This window comes from Streptococcus sp. AM28-20, assembly GCF_003603595.1.
GTDB classification, from domain to species: domain Bacteria; phylum Bacillota; class Bacilli; order Lactobacillales; family Streptococcaceae; genus Streptococcus; species Streptococcus ilei.
This window is the reverse complement of record NZ_QTNK01000001.1, coordinates 364,446-378,008: the sequence shown is the minus strand read 5'-3', so window position 1 is coordinate 378,008 and position 13,563 is coordinate 364,446. Positions and strand designations below refer to the sequence as shown.

General features: G+C 42.0%; 16 protein-coding genes and 1 pseudogene. 1 reads left to right on the top strand and 16 read right to left on the bottom strand.

Going from position 1 to position 13,563, the window contains the following annotated elements:
• Positions 1-45 precede the first annotated feature (45 nt).
• The 11 genes from DW738_RS01950 to hemW all read right to left on the bottom strand — a co-directional run bounded on the left by DW738_RS01950 (position 46) and on the right by hemW (position 8,295).
• Positions 46-516, bottom strand: a complete 471-nt coding sequence (locus DW738_RS01950; protein WP_123159262.1) for a hypothetical protein — start codon at positions 514-516, stop codon at positions 46-48.
• 40 nt (positions 517-556) lie between these two features.
• Complete coding sequence (locus tag DW738_RS01945) at positions 557-1,222, bottom strand: PoNe immunity protein domain-containing protein (RefSeq protein WP_123159263.1); 666 nt, start codon at positions 1,220-1,222, stop codon at positions 557-559.
• A 152-nt stretch (positions 1,223-1,374) separates the two neighbouring features.
• Positions 1,375-1,854 (bottom strand): hypothetical protein, encoded by a 480-nt coding sequence (locus DW738_RS01940; RefSeq protein WP_123159264.1) that lies wholly within the window; start codon positions 1,852-1,854, stop codon positions 1,375-1,377.
• A 28-nt stretch (positions 1,855-1,882) separates the two neighbouring features.
• Positions 1,883-2,371 (bottom strand): Imm6 family immunity protein, encoded by a 489-nt coding sequence (locus DW738_RS01935; protein ID WP_123159265.1) that lies wholly within the window; start codon positions 2,369-2,371, stop codon positions 1,883-1,885.
• Between the two features lie 179 nt (positions 2,372-2,550).
• Entirely contained in the window at positions 2,551-2,958 is a 408-nt protein-coding gene (locus DW738_RS01930; protein WP_123159266.1) for a hypothetical protein, read from the bottom strand.
• A 404-nt stretch (positions 2,959-3,362) separates the two neighbouring features.
• Positions 3,363-4,322 (bottom strand): CPBP family intramembrane glutamic endopeptidase, encoded by a 960-nt coding sequence (locus DW738_RS01925; protein WP_123159267.1) that lies wholly within the window; start codon positions 4,320-4,322, stop codon positions 3,363-3,365.
• 12 nt (positions 4,323-4,334) lie between these two features.
• Positions 4,335-4,964: a TIGR01906 family membrane protein gene (locus DW738_RS01920; protein WP_123159268.1), complete on the bottom strand. Its 630-nt coding sequence runs from the start codon at positions 4,962-4,964 to the stop codon at positions 4,335-4,337.
• Entirely contained in the window at positions 4,957-5,727 is a 771-nt protein-coding gene (locus DW738_RS01915) for a TIGR01457 family HAD-type hydrolase (protein ID WP_023023020.1), read from the bottom strand. Before DW738_RS01915 ends, DW738_RS01920 begins: the two co-directional genes overlap by 8 nt.
• The gene (locus DW738_RS01910; protein ID WP_207801596.1) at positions 5,717-6,421 is read right to left on the bottom strand and encodes a hypothetical protein; all 705 of its coding nucleotides are present in this window, start codon (positions 6,419-6,421) and stop codon (positions 5,717-5,719) included. The genes DW738_RS01915 and DW738_RS01910 overlap by 11 nt, the downstream gene beginning before the upstream one ends.
• A complete protein-coding gene (locus tag DW738_RS01905; protein ID WP_123160194.1) occupies positions 6,403-7,161 on the bottom strand; it encodes an acyl-ACP thioesterase domain-containing protein in 759 nt (252 codons plus the stop codon). The genes DW738_RS01910 and DW738_RS01905 overlap by 19 nt, the downstream gene beginning before the upstream one ends.
• A 3-nt stretch (positions 7,162-7,164) precedes the next feature.
• Positions 7,165-8,295 carry a radical SAM family heme chaperone HemW gene (gene hemW, locus DW738_RS01900; RefSeq protein ID WP_023023014.1) on the bottom strand — a complete coding sequence of 377 codons (1,131 nt, stop codon included), beginning with the start codon at positions 8,293-8,295 and terminating at the stop codon, positions 7,165-7,167.
• A gap of 318 nt (positions 8,296-8,613) precedes the next feature.
• Between hemW and DW738_RS01895 the strand changes: the two genes are divergently transcribed.
• Positions 8,614-10,137, top strand: coding sequence for an ATP-binding cassette domain-containing protein (locus tag DW738_RS01895; protein WP_123159269.1), 1,524 nt, complete (start codon positions 8,614-8,616; stop codon positions 10,135-10,137).
• Between the two features lie 36 nt (positions 10,138-10,173).
• On the opposite strand, the pseudogene DW738_RS01890 reads toward DW738_RS01895, so the two are convergent.
• The 5 genes and pseudogenes from DW738_RS01890 to rpmA form a co-directional block, all read right to left on the bottom strand.
• Positions 10,174-10,362 (bottom strand): annotated as a pseudogene (locus DW738_RS01890) (pyrroline-5-carboxylate reductase dimerization domain-containing protein); the annotation flags it as partial.
• A gap of 208 nt (positions 10,363-10,570) precedes the next feature.
• Positions 10,571-11,461, bottom strand: coding sequence for an RluA family pseudouridine synthase (locus DW738_RS01885; RefSeq protein WP_123159270.1), 891 nt, complete (start codon positions 11,459-11,461; stop codon positions 10,571-10,573).
• A complete protein-coding gene (gene lspA / locus DW738_RS01880; protein WP_123159271.1) occupies positions 11,451-11,912 on the bottom strand; it encodes a signal peptidase II in 462 nt (153 codons plus the stop codon). The genes DW738_RS01885 and lspA overlap by 11 nt, the downstream gene beginning before the upstream one ends.
• Before the next feature lie 3 nt (positions 11,913-11,915).
• Entirely contained in the window at positions 11,916-12,818 is a 903-nt protein-coding gene (locus DW738_RS01875; protein ID WP_023026724.1) for a LysR family transcriptional regulator, read from the bottom strand.
• A 437-nt stretch (positions 12,819-13,255) separates the two neighbouring features.
• Positions 13,256-13,549: a 50S ribosomal protein L27 gene (gene rpmA / locus DW738_RS01870; RefSeq protein WP_003002805.1), complete on the bottom strand. Its 294-nt coding sequence runs from the start codon at positions 13,547-13,549 to the stop codon at positions 13,256-13,258.
• Positions 13,550-13,563: the final 14 nt, after the last annotated feature.

Below are 13,563 nucleotides of genomic sequence, written 5' to 3'. Positions count from 1 at the left end.
CTGAAAATTGACCGGTCCAAATAGAACTTGTATTTTTCATTTTTCTTATAGAACCTTATAGCACCCCTTGGCATAACCACAAGGGATGTAGCCTGATTGGTATAAAGCATACAACTCATCAAAAAATGGTGACTCAACTTGAGGTATCTCTTTTTTGATGGTTAGGTAAATGGCCAGGCCAACAATATCAAATTTAATCTGATCTTTCATGGATTCTAGCAGTTTACTATCTGCAATCAGGTTATCTAATCGTTCTTCAATTTGAGGAATGATTTCCTCTTTTGCACTTATTGCCAGTGAATTCCAGTGTTTATAAATGTCACTATGGTTTTTACAAAGATAAACACTAAAATCACCATCTTTCTCTAACACAAAATTCTCCCACTTCAAACTATTTATATTCTTCTCTGCGTCTTTAACAGATTTTAATTGAATGATTGGTAGATTTGTTGTTCTTTCTTCTTTCAAAAAATCTAAATTTTTTAATGCATTTATCACATCGGCATGGATCTTCATTTTTCTCCCCTTTCGATCGACTTATCTTTCAAATTCAGGGTTATTTTTCTTGGAGTAGGAGGTCATAAGGAAAGTACTCCAACTCCTTCAAGCGTTCGTCGTAATTTCCTTTGATCTTGCAGGTTGCAGCAGTGTCGAAACTCCAGTAGCCATCATAACCTCTATCATCATAATTATGTGTCCCATACCAAGGTTCATTTGAATGGCTATAATACCAAAATCCTTGGGCTTTGACTACACTCTCATAAGTATCTTCTATCATATTTTGATACTCTAAAATCGAATGAAAAGGAACTATCTTATCATGGAATAGGTAGGTCATGTAGTACTCAATCAAGCCATCTGTATGGTCCATCTGCGCATAGATAGCTTTCAAATCATCCAAAAACTCTTCCTTGCGCTCACTGTAAAGAACTCCCAAGGAAAAGATGTTAACTGCCAAGTCAAATGGAACTCCCTCTGAGGCAATGAGTTTGAGATAAGACAGAATCCCTTGATAATAGGGAAAAATCTCCTCTTTCGAAGACCCTATAGAATAGGAAAGTTTTACTAATTCTTCATTGAACAAAACCAAAAATTGGTAATGGACTTGTAGATAATCTTTCATGATATATTTAGTTTTACTTGTTTTCTTTTTTAAGCGCTCTTGCACACGATTCAATCGTCCTTCAAAATACGCCTGATCTTTGTGTTTATCTCTTAACATGCGGTAACTCCTTTTCTCGTCCTATTTACCTTGCACCAACAATCATATGTGAAGTATTCCAACTCCTTCAAGCATTTATCAAAAATTCCTTTGATCTTGCAGATTTCATCAATAAATATAAAAACAACAAAAAAATATTAAATAACATATCCTTAAAGGAGTATATCCTGAAAACCAATTTCAGACAATACGCCATTAACAAATTTTATTCCTACACCATTTTCTTTATCCCAATCACACTCACATAAGAACCCAAACTCTTCAATACTTTCGTCAAAAGTTAAAGGAAACATGATTTGCTTTGGTTGCAACAAAGAATAAATCTTATCTTTGTCTCCAATGATATCTAAAAAATATTTTTTTTCGATCTGATTCGTGTAACTTGAAACAATATCCGATATCTCACGATTGTAATAAGATATAATTGCAGAATTTACCTCTTTTACTATTTCATCTAAGTGATTATTGAAAAATCTGTAAGCTTTTTCCTGATTAATTTCAAATGCAGCATCTTCATCCGCATCAATATTGATTTCCAAAACATGGTGCTTATTGAAAATCTCTAGAGAAATATCTTTTGTCCAACCGTAATTAAATATTAGTTTACCAAAGGTCTGATGATTTATTTCCATTATTTTTTAAACCGTTCTTTCTATCAACCTAATCATTCTTAATTTCAGCTCTCCCAAAGTAATTGTCAACCAATGGATCATTCAAAATCGTTTCAAGGTCTAGTGCTAATAGTTGGTCCGCTAATTTTTGGTTTTCAGCTATCAGTTGCTGGTAACTCGAAACATAAGCTTCTATCGTTTCCTCATCAACACTTTCAATTATTTGGGGAAGATACTTTTCTCCAGATTGCTGATACAAATGATAACAAATCAAAGCAAAACAATTGGCAATACAGCTCCACACAAGAGGATTCGTCTCCTTGTCCAGTTCCATAAAAGTCAAGATATCATACTCATCCAGATTTTCCAATCGACCATAAAGAATATCGGGACTAATCACACTATTGTTAGCCAGTGCTTGACTTGAGAGCTTCAAGGATTCACGAACAAACTCCTTATAATCCTTATCGCTAATATAATCCACTAGATTGTAAGTTAACTTTTGAAAAAATTGTAGTAAGTTCGCATTCCATTTCATCAATTTATCCTCAAGTAACCTGCCCTTATATTGTCCTTACAGAGATTCTATATTATTATTACTTTCTCTATTATAGCAAAAAAGAGAGGTATTAGCCTCTCTGCATTATGTCTGTGATTTTTATATTCGCCTTCACCAAGTTAAAAATAATGTTTAAAAGATAGATCAGACATCCAATCTCAATCCTTTATCTCGACTTGTCCTTTTTCATATCCTGAATACCAACTACTTTCAGAGCTGACATATTCAGGCAGTTCATCTTGTGGTTGATCTCCTGAAAGTGTTAAAATTCCATCATATATCAAACAAGAATACTTCACAGAATCTCTAACAAATTCATCATTTTCAGTATCATAAGAGTAGGTACGTTCTGAACTACCTTCCTTTAGAGTGATCTGCTCTCCTTCTATTTTTATCCATGATGTTTTATCTAGTGAGGCTGTTTTAGTAGATTCATTTTTTACTGTCAGATAATAAATTCCATCTTTTGATTTCATCTCATCAAGAGTAGTCGTGATAATCCCTAAAATCATAAGTGCAGGAATAATCAACAAAAACCATTTCCATTTTTTAGATTTATTTTTCATCAGTAGACATTCCTCCAATTTTTATATTTTAAAATTCCTTATTTCCAAGTTTTATCTTTCCACTTCGACTCTCTCTATTATAATGGAGACAGACTATTGTTTTAAGTAAAATAGTTAGATATTTATAAAAAAATGACTTTTTTAGTCAATTAAGAGGATAAAAAACTTTCTGCCGTGAGAAAAGTGCCTGAAACAATTCGAATTTCAGGCACTCAGGAGTTTTGAGAGTAAAACAGTTTTGGGAACTGTTTTAGCCTGAGCCCAGAAATTAAAGAGCGAAGGGGCTCAAAACTAAGTCATGGAACTTCCTTGAAGTTCGCTGACGTCCGTACTCACCTAAGGAAAGTTTTTCAGAAGAATTTATCTTCAATCAAAGAGGGATCGAAAACGATCCCTCTTTGAGATTAATAGCCTTTTAAATAAGGAAGTAAGGACATCAGAGTTGTCCCAAGGACCAAGACCCAGAACCAGAAGGAATACAAGCTTCTTTGGAAGACACCAGGTGCTGGTCGGTTTTCTTGAATGTAGTGAAAAATAGCTTTTCTTTTTAAAATCAAAACGATGGTAAAGGCGATGGTTCCACCTAAAAAGACCAGAATTTGAACCCACTCGGCTACATTCATATTGACATGCGTGCCGAGGTAATGAAGTCCTTGCGAGAGGACCAGGTTGTTAAAGATATGGTAGAAAATAGCCCACCAGATCGAATATTCGAAGGTCAAGTAGCCAAAGCCTAAACCAATAATGGTCGCGAAGAACAACTGATCAAAATTGGCATGAAAGAGTCCAAAAGCGATAGCTGTCATGACGATTGCAAAGACTTTTCCATACTTTTCTAATGCTCTCAGTCCAGCGGCCCGGAAAACCAATTCCTCTGTGATAGGACCGATCAGGGTCGCATAGAGCAAGAGACTCCAAGACTGGCTGAGTTGCTCAGACATGTCCTCTTGAGGCTTGTAAAAGCCCAGGGTTCCCATCATGTGGTCTAAGAGTTGAGATAAGGCGCTAGAAGCCAACTGGGAGAACCCCAAGAAGGCAATGAAGACTAAGAAAGTCTGCCAGGTCATCTTGCGTCCCTTTTGTCTCACATCTCCTTTAAAGAGGGAGCCTTGCCGATAGAGGGCAAATAGAAGGACTCCTATACTGACAGATATTAGATAGCTAATCCCATTCCCATTGATGAGATTTTCTACATACTCCTGCTTCTCTGCCATCTCCAATCCATACCGTCCAAACATAAAGAGGGTAATGGCAAAGGTCAAAATGATGCTAACAAAGACCATGACCAAGAGATAGAGACAAACCATCCCCGAAAAGCTCCCCAAATCCTTTTTGGGATCTAAAAATCGATTAAACTGTTTCATCCATTCACTCCGCTAATCTACTGTTTTTGTTTTCCGGCTCCATCCGTAGCACCATCCAAAAGCCCCCTCATAGAGAACAAAGAAAATCAGAAAGGCATGTAGGAAATAGTCCTCCGGAAGAGCTAATATGATGGGATCCTTGTAGGGATCAAAGAGCCAAGTAGCATCTCCGACAAAGAGGATTTGGTGAAAGAGGGTAAAGAATTGATCAAAGCCAATAAAGAGGGTCACTCCTCCTATGACGATAGGCAAGAGAACCATCCCACCAAATAAAGGGCGATAGAGACCTGCGTATCCTTTCCACATGACCGTTCGAATAAATCGTATAGCCACTGGCAACAAAACCAGGAAGAAGGCCTGGGTCAGGTGAAAGAGGTACTTGACTGCTTGAAAATGATGGAGGCCATCTGGAGAGGATGGAAAATCTGGCATCTCCAGCTTCCAAGTAAAAGGACTGGTCAAATACTGCATGAGGACTTGAAAGTTCTTCTGAATGACTGCAGGAGTCAAACCGGTCCGATTCTGAATTCGTAACCAGCTAATCTCCATGGGATAAATCAACCAGGCTACGAGAATGGTCCCTAAAATCACTGTTGCTAAGAGCCAGAGGACAAAGCCCGTTACCTTTAACCGATCACGCATCGAAATCCCACTCCGCTAAGCTAGATAGGACATGCGTTGGTGGCAAGGGCAGGTCTGGCACTTCTTCTGGCTTGGTAAAGCCAGTTGTCACCAGTAAAGTAGGAATGCCATTGTCAATTCCTGCCCGGATGTCAGTCAGGTAATTGTCTCCCACCATAACCACTTCTTCGCGTTCTAGTCCCAGGTGAGCGATGGCCTTGTCCATAATGATGGCATTGGGCTTACCGATAAAGGTTGGCTTCACGCGCGTTGCCGCTTCGATCAGGGCATTTAGGGCTCCTGCCCCTGGCATCATTCCCCGCTCTGTCGGGATATTGAGGTCAGGATTGGTCCCGATGAAATGTGCTCCCTTTTGAATGGCTAAGGTAGCGATAGAGAATTTCTCATAGTCCACTTCCCAGTCGAGACCCACCACGACATAGGCTGGATTGACGGTATCTTCGACGAAACCTGCCTCAGCAATGGCTTGTTTCAAGCCAACATCTCCAATGACATAGGCGGTTTTTCCAAGATTCATATCCACCATATAATCAATGGTTGCTAGTGTCGCTGTATAGATGGTATCCAGCGGCGTTTCGATGTTGAATTGGCCTGCCAGCATCTCTTGGACCATTTCTGGCGTCCGCGTGGTATTGTTGGTCACAAAGAGGTAGGGGATCTGACGCTCTTGCAATTCGTGGACAAAGGCTTCCCCAGCTGGAATCCGCTCTTTCCCTTTATAGATAGTTCCATCTAAGTCAATTAAATAACCCTTATAAGTCACGGGATTCTTGGTCTCCTTTTTCACTTAATTCCTCTGCTTCTTTCTCCTGAAATTGAAACTGGCCACCTGCTCCATACAGAAGCAAGCAAGCCCCGTATAAAGCAAATTGAAGGACCAGACCGAAGAAATTGATACTTGCTTTTCCAGCCTGAGTAAAGAGGAAGGATGAAATCATCAAGATGACGATGGTCACCATTAAGCCACCAATCTTAGCCTGATCAATGGTAATGGTATAGACGCCAGTTTCTTTTTCCTCATTAGTCTCTTTGCCAGCCTGAATAGGCTTCATGGTCTCAATGAAATCTGTCATTAAAGTCGCTGCGAGGCTGACAGTCGTACTGAAGAGAACACCTTGTGAGAGCTTATCAAAGAAGTTACTCCAAAAACTACCTGATTGGCTAGTGATACTCAAAGAAAAGACGACGACAGGCAGGATAAAGGCCAAAATCAAATGAATCCAAACACGATACCAGCGTACATCTTCCTTGAGAAAACGAAGAAAGTCTTCAAAACTCAATCGGTAGCGTACAAAACGAATCGCTTCCTCAATAAAGATATAAAAGGCTGCGACTAAGGTTAAGAAACCATCTCCCAATACATAGAGAGGATTTTTCTTACGACGAGCATAGGCAACAACCCGTCGTTGAACCTCCATCAAGTCTTCTTTTTTCTGTTTTAATCTTCTTTTTTCCATAATGTTTCCTTATCTATTTCTTCCCAAGTGATGAGGGCTTGGGCGTGTACTTGGCCTTCTGATGAGATGACATGATTGCTGATCATCCCTTCTCGCTCAACGCTAGAGGTAATCATGCCCCCAGGCAGGACCTCCTTAACATACTTGAGGTGGACCCGTTTAGGGATATGCTGGGTTAGGAATTCTGCTCCCATCACTTCGAAGACCCAGTCTAGGTACTTGCTGTTGTTCACATGGCCGTTCATGTCTAAATCATAGAAACGTACATGGTAGTTCTGCTCCATGGCCCCAATCAGTTCTGGATAGCGTGGACCACGGCGGATCTTCTTCTCAAACGGTGACTCATATGGATCGGTAATCTCCTCCGGTACGGATTGGACCTTACGACTATCCCGATCCATCAAGACAAAGGTGGCCACCATCTCGACGATAGCTTCCCCATTCTGGTCTCTGACCACAAAGGAACGGTAGCAAAAGAGACGATTGTGGGCCAGGGCCTGAGTCTCAATGGTAATCTGTTCATCAAAGACCGGCAGGCGATGAACCGTGATGTCATAGTCGGTGATGATCCAGACTAGATTGTACTGTTCGAGCAGGTCCCTGTCACTGATACCAATCTCCATCGACTGCATGCCTGAGACTTGCAAGGACAAGAGGATGAGCTGTGGCATTTTGATAAAGCCATTCACATCGCTCATATCAAAGGGGACTTTCATGTCATACTGATAAATTTTAGCCATCGTTTACTCCAATATAAATTTCTCTGCTACGGTATCACCAAGGAACAAGCCTCTCTTAGTCATCCGCACTTGCTTGTCATCTGGAACCAAGAGTCCCTGCTCCGTTAGACTGGCCACCACTTGTCCATAGCGTTGGTCAAAGGAGATACCAAATTTTTCTTCAAAACGTGCCTTAGACACACCTGTCTTTTTCCGTAGACCGAGGAACAACTCCTCTTCCATCTTCTCTTCCAGTGTCAGGTGCTCCTCTGTAATCCGTGCCTTACCAGCCTCAACAGCCTCCAGGTAATGCCGGATTGGGCCATGATTCTTGTAGCGAATCCCATCGACATAGCCGGAAGCACCAGCTCCCAGGCCATAGTATTCTGCATTATCCCAATAGACCAGATTGTGGCGACTTTCAAAGCCAGGCTTGGAGAAATTGGAAATCTCATAGTGCTCAAAGCCTGCTTTTTCCAGTTCCTCAATGATGTACTCAAACATCTCCGCTTCCAACTCTTCTTTGGGGAGAGGAAGCTTGCCCCGTCGCATGCGGTTCATAAAGACCGTTTGGTTTTCTAAAATCAAACTATAGAGACTCATGTGGGGGATGTCCAAGTCGATCGCCTTGGCGACATTTTCCTTGACCTGGTCCATGGTCTGACCCGGCAGAGCATAGATCAAATCAATCGAAATATTGTCAAATCCTGCCTGCTTGAGGTGGCGGATATTGTCATAGATATCCTGCTCCTGGTGACTCCGACCGATCTTTTTCAGCATCTTGTTATCAAAGGTTTGGACACCCAGAGAGACCCGATTGACCTGAGACTCCTTGAGAACTGCGATCTTATCCGGATCCAGATCTCCAGGATTTGCTTCGATGGTAAACTCTTCTACTTCCGATAGGTCCATAACCTTGGGCAATTCTGTCAAGAGATAGGCCAGTTGTTGGGCGGACAGAGCTGTCGGAGTCCCTCCACCGATGTAGAGAGTCCGAAGTTTGCCAATCTCATACGATCGAGTCTCCTGGATCAAGTGTTCCAGATAGGCATCGACCGGCTGATTCTTGATAAAAACCTTAGAAAAGTCACAATAATAACAAATCTGGGTACAAAATGGAATATGCACATAGGCAGAGGACGGTTTAGCTTGCATAACCTTTATTATACCACATTTCGCACCAAAACCAGAGCAGAAAAGAAAGGGGAAAGCAAGGATTTCCTTGACAAGAAGGAATGAAAGGAATAGAATAAAGCTAATCACATTCGGAGGTAAGGAGATATGAACAACTAAGTTTCGTTAAATAAGATACTTTATTTAGTGGACTGCTTGTTCTATCTCTTTTTGTGTACCCTCTCGCCTATTCTCCAACCTTTTGTTGGCTAAATTAGGTCTTTTTCTACTTGGGTTCCGCTTGAATACAGCTCTACTAAATAGGTAGAGCTGTTTTTTGTCCCAGTAGAAAGGAATCTTATGCTAAAACTATCCCACCTCACTATCCGCCATACAAAAGATTTACGCGATCTAGTACGTAATCTGTCCCTAACCATACATGAAGGAGAAAAAGTTGCTATTATTGGCGAAGAAGGGAATGGAAAATCTTCCTTACTTCAGGTCCTCATGTCCCCAAAATCTCTACCAGATTATCTGACCATAGAAGGAGAAATCACCACTTCCTTTCACTCCTATACCTATATTCCCCAGTCTTTGCCGGAAGCATTGAAGGGAAAAACTTTGGGAGAATATTTTTTTGGAGAGGACGAGCTAGACTATGCCAGCCTCTACAGACTGGCTGATCAATTGCATTTTAATAGCGACCGCTTTGCAAGCGATCAAACCATCGGAAGTCTATCTGGAGGAGAAGCCCTCAAGGTCCAACTTCTTCACGAACTTTGTCGTCCTCATGAATTGCTATTTTTAGATGAACCCTCAAACGATCTAGATTTAGAGACCCTGGACTGGCTTCAGCAGATGATCCAAACAAGCCCCCAAACCATTCTATTTATTTCCCATCATGAGGATTTCTTGACTCAGACGGCGGATACGATCATACACTTAAGACAGATCAAACACCGCAAGGAGGCTGAAACCATCGTGGAGCACCTAGGCTATCAAGACTACAGTAGCCAGAGGGAACAGCAATTTAAGCAACAGTCTCAGCAAGCTGCCAATGATCAACGAGCCTACAAAAAAACAATGGAGAAACACCGTCGCGTCCGCCAGCAAGTCGAAACCTCCTTACGAAATACCAAAGATAGTACTGCTGGACGTCTCCTAGCAAAGAAAATGAAGTCTCTCCTCTCACAGGAAAAGCGCTATGAGCGAGAATTCCAAGCCATGACTTCCCAACCCTATGATGAGGAAATCATTAATCTGCATTTCCCTTCCCTTACTCCCTTGTCTCCTCAAAAACGTGTCCTTCTCCTAGATCAAGAAGAGATCACAATTGGGGATCGTGTCCTAGTCAAGAACCTCTCCCTCACTCTTCAAGGGCAGGATAAGATAGGAATTATTGGTTCCAACGGTGTTGGAAAATCCACTTTCCTAAAAATGATCTGGGAGATTTTACAGAAGAATGAGAGTATCCGCACTGCCTATATGCCTCAAGATTACACTGAACTCCTCCCGCTGACTCATACGCCGGTTCAATTTCTACAGCATTCAGGCGATCGCGAAGAAATCAATACCATTCAATTGCATTTAGCCTCCCTCAACTTTACTTATTCTGAAATGCACCATCCTATCTCTGAACTTTCTGGTGGCCAGCAAGGAAAACTCTTCCTCCTTCAATTAGTACTCACAAGTCCCCAATTTCTGCTTTTGGACGAGCCTACTCGTAATTTTTCCCCCACTTCCCAACCAGAAATTCGACGCCTATTCGCAGACTACCCAGGAGGATTGGTTACAGTCTCCCACGATCGGACCTTCCTCAAAGAAGTCTGCCAAAAAATCTATCGTCTGACTGAAAATGGTTTAGTAGAGATAGAATCGCTCTAACGTAAAAAAGATTGGCAAAAACCAATCTTTTTTTCTCTATTTTTTCGTTGCCTCTTGTCCCATTTCTTGGGTGCGTTTGTATGCTGCTTCGACTCCTGCAATAATGTCACCCCGTAAGCCGACTTGTTCCAAGCGGTTGACTCCTGCGATGGTAGAGCCGCCTGGACTACAAACCGCATCCCTTAGGCAGGCTGGGTGATGGCCTTGACCTTGCTCCGAGATAAGCTCCCATCTTGATTGGTTAGGGAAGAGGTCCCCACTTTGAACACAATTCGCTTATTCTTCATCCATTCATTCTCCAGAGTATTCGATTGTAACATTATACCATGAAAGCCTTAAAAAATACTAAGAGCGGACCAGGGGGAACCCCTGTTTGCCCACAAAAAAACGAGTTTGAACCACAAGAGTTAAACTCGTTTTTATGATGATAGGCTTATCCTTGACGAAGCTTCTCTAAGGTTTCTTGGAAAATTTCCGGTACCTCCACTGAAAACTCCAGGACTTCTCCCGTCCGTGGATGGGTAAAGCCCAGGGTCTTAGCATGGAGGAACTGGCCATGGCCTTTCAAAGTCTTGCGAGGTCCATAAACCTCATCACCAGCGACCGGATGACCAATGTAGGCCATATGAACCCGGATCTGGTGGGTACGTCCTGTTTCCAATTGTAGCTCGACCAAGCTATAATCCCCGAAGCGTTCCAAGACATGGAAACGGGTCAGGGCTGGTTTCCCTTTAGCTGTCACAGCTTGCTTCTTGCGGTCTTTGTCACTTCGCCCAATCGGCGCCTCAATGACACCCCGATCATTAGGTAAATTACCATGGACAATGGCCCAATACTTGCGCAGGGATTTCTTAGCCTTAAGCTCGTCTGCCAGTGCTACATGGGCTGCATCGTTCTTAGCCACCATGAGGAGGCCAGAGGTGTCCTTGTCAATCCGATGGACGATACCCGGACGAAGTTCGCCATTGATCCCTGACAAGTCTTTGATGTGATACATGAGGGCATTGACCAGAGTTCCACTGGTGTGACCGGCACTAGGATGGACCACCATGCCCTGGGGTTTATTGACCACTGCGACATCCGCATCCTGATAGACGATCTCCAAAGGAATATCTTCTGCCTCATAGGTCACTTCTTCAACTTGAGGAACTTCATAGCTGATAACATCCCCTACTTTTACGGTATACTTAGCCTTTTTGACTTGACCGTTGACAAGAATCTTTCCTTCCTTGATTTGCTCATTGGCCAAGCCACGTGAGAGTTCAGTCAACTCTGAGACGGCCTTATCCAGTCGCGCTCCAGCGACTTCCACTCTAACTTCCATGGCTCTCCTCTCTTAAGATATGGATCAGTAACAATCCCACACCAACGGTTAAATAGATATCTGCTACATTAAAAATGGCAAAATTCATAAAATCCAAGTGAAACATATCGACGACAAAGCCCTGATGAACCCGGTCAATAAAGTTGCCAATTCCTCCTGAGATAATCAAGGTCAACCCCAACAAGAGCCAGAGGGAACCTTTGATGTGACGATAAAGGTAGACAAAGGCTGCCCCCATCGCTATGATGGTAATGATGGTAAAGAACCACTGTTGGTTTTCTAGCATGGAAAAGGCAGCACCTGAGTTCTTGAGATAGGTCAGGCTGACAACTTTGGGAATGAATGAACGCATGCCCCCCAGTGGGATTTCCTTGACCACATACCACTTAACAGCTTGGTCCAAGACAATCAAGAGGAGGATACTGATAAAAATACTTACTTTTCTCTTCATGTCCTACCTCTTCTCATCAAAGTAGACTTCCATAACTTGGACAAACTTCTCAGCCACTGGTGAGAGATCCACCTCTTCCCGTTTGACATAGACCATTTTATTATCCAAATCATCGATCAAGGGAATAACAGTAATGCCATTCACCGATTGGCTATCCAAAAAGCCAGAACCAGTCGCATAGGCGTTGGTCCGCTCTAGGATCCCATTCAGGGTCGCTCGGTCTGTCACATTGAAGAGCTGCGAGCTACCACTGGTATCGACGAAGTTCTCCGAATAGTAGAGATACTCATCCTTTTCCTGGGTAAAGCGAACGGTCGGCAAGTGAGCCAAATCCTCCATGACCAGAAATTCTTTCTGAGCCAATGGATGGTCCTTGCGCAAATAGATATGAGTCTGGAAAGGAATGAGGTCAATCACTTCTAAGCCCAATTTATCCACCCGTTGCATGATTCCTTTGGTATTTTGCTTGTTGAGGTAGATAATCCCTAATTCACTGTGCCCTTGAGCCACTTCATCCAAGATTTGAACCGTGGTCGACTCAAATATCCGGAAGTTTTTATTCTCAGGGTAAAGAACAGAGAATTGGGTAATCAAAGGAGGAAGGAAATCATAGTGCTGACTCGAGATCGAGAATTCCTTCTTTTCTTCCTCAGGATTGGCATACTGGTTTTGAAAAACATCAAAGCCCTTAACCAATTCTTGGGCTTTTTCATAAAATTCCATTCCACGACGGGTCAAGAAAGTCCCTGAACTAGTCCGACGGAAAATCTTAAAGCCCAGTTCCTTTTCCAAGTCTCTCACCGAGATTGACAGACTCGGCTGACTCACGTACATTTTTTCAGCTGCTTCACGAAAAGTACCACTATTGGCAATCGCGACAACATAGCGTAACTGTTGAATATTCATGTCTTCTTCCTTCTAACAATATCACTCCATTATACCATAATCTAGAGGATGAAAAAAGTTGAGAGGTTTCAATCGAAAGAGATCTACTAGGAGTTGAATTAATGCTCGTAAAAATGATAAGGAAACTGTTAAGCATTAAATAATTTCTAATCTATGAAGCTACTCAAGCAAATTTTCAAACTTTCCGGCGTGAGAAAAATGCTTGAAACAGTGGCGTTTCAAGCATTCGGGAGTTTTGAAACCTTAGGTTCAAAACTAAGTCATGGAACTTCGTAGAAGTTCGCTGACGTCCGTACTCACCTAAGGAAAGTTTTAAAACGTTTTTTTCTATGATCTATAAAGTATAAAAAGAAATATTAGAGATCAAATAATCAACTAATAATTGACACATATCATAAAAAAACTCTCTGATTGATCAGAGAGTTTTTGAATACAAATTATTTTGCGATTGGGTAAACAGAAACTTGTTTCTTATCGCGACCTTTGCGTTCGAAGCGTACTACGCCTTCAACTTTAGCGAACAAAGTATCGTCTCCACCACGTCCAACGTTCACACCTGGGTAGATGTGAGTACCGCGTTGACGGTAAAGGATAGATCCACCTGTTACAGTTTGTCCATCAGCTGCTTTAGCTCCAAGACGTTTTGCTTGTGAATCACGTCCGTTTGATGTAGAACCTCCACCTTTTTTGTGGGCGAAAAGTTGCAAGTTAGCAAGATTCAATTTCAACATAATTGTTTTCCTCC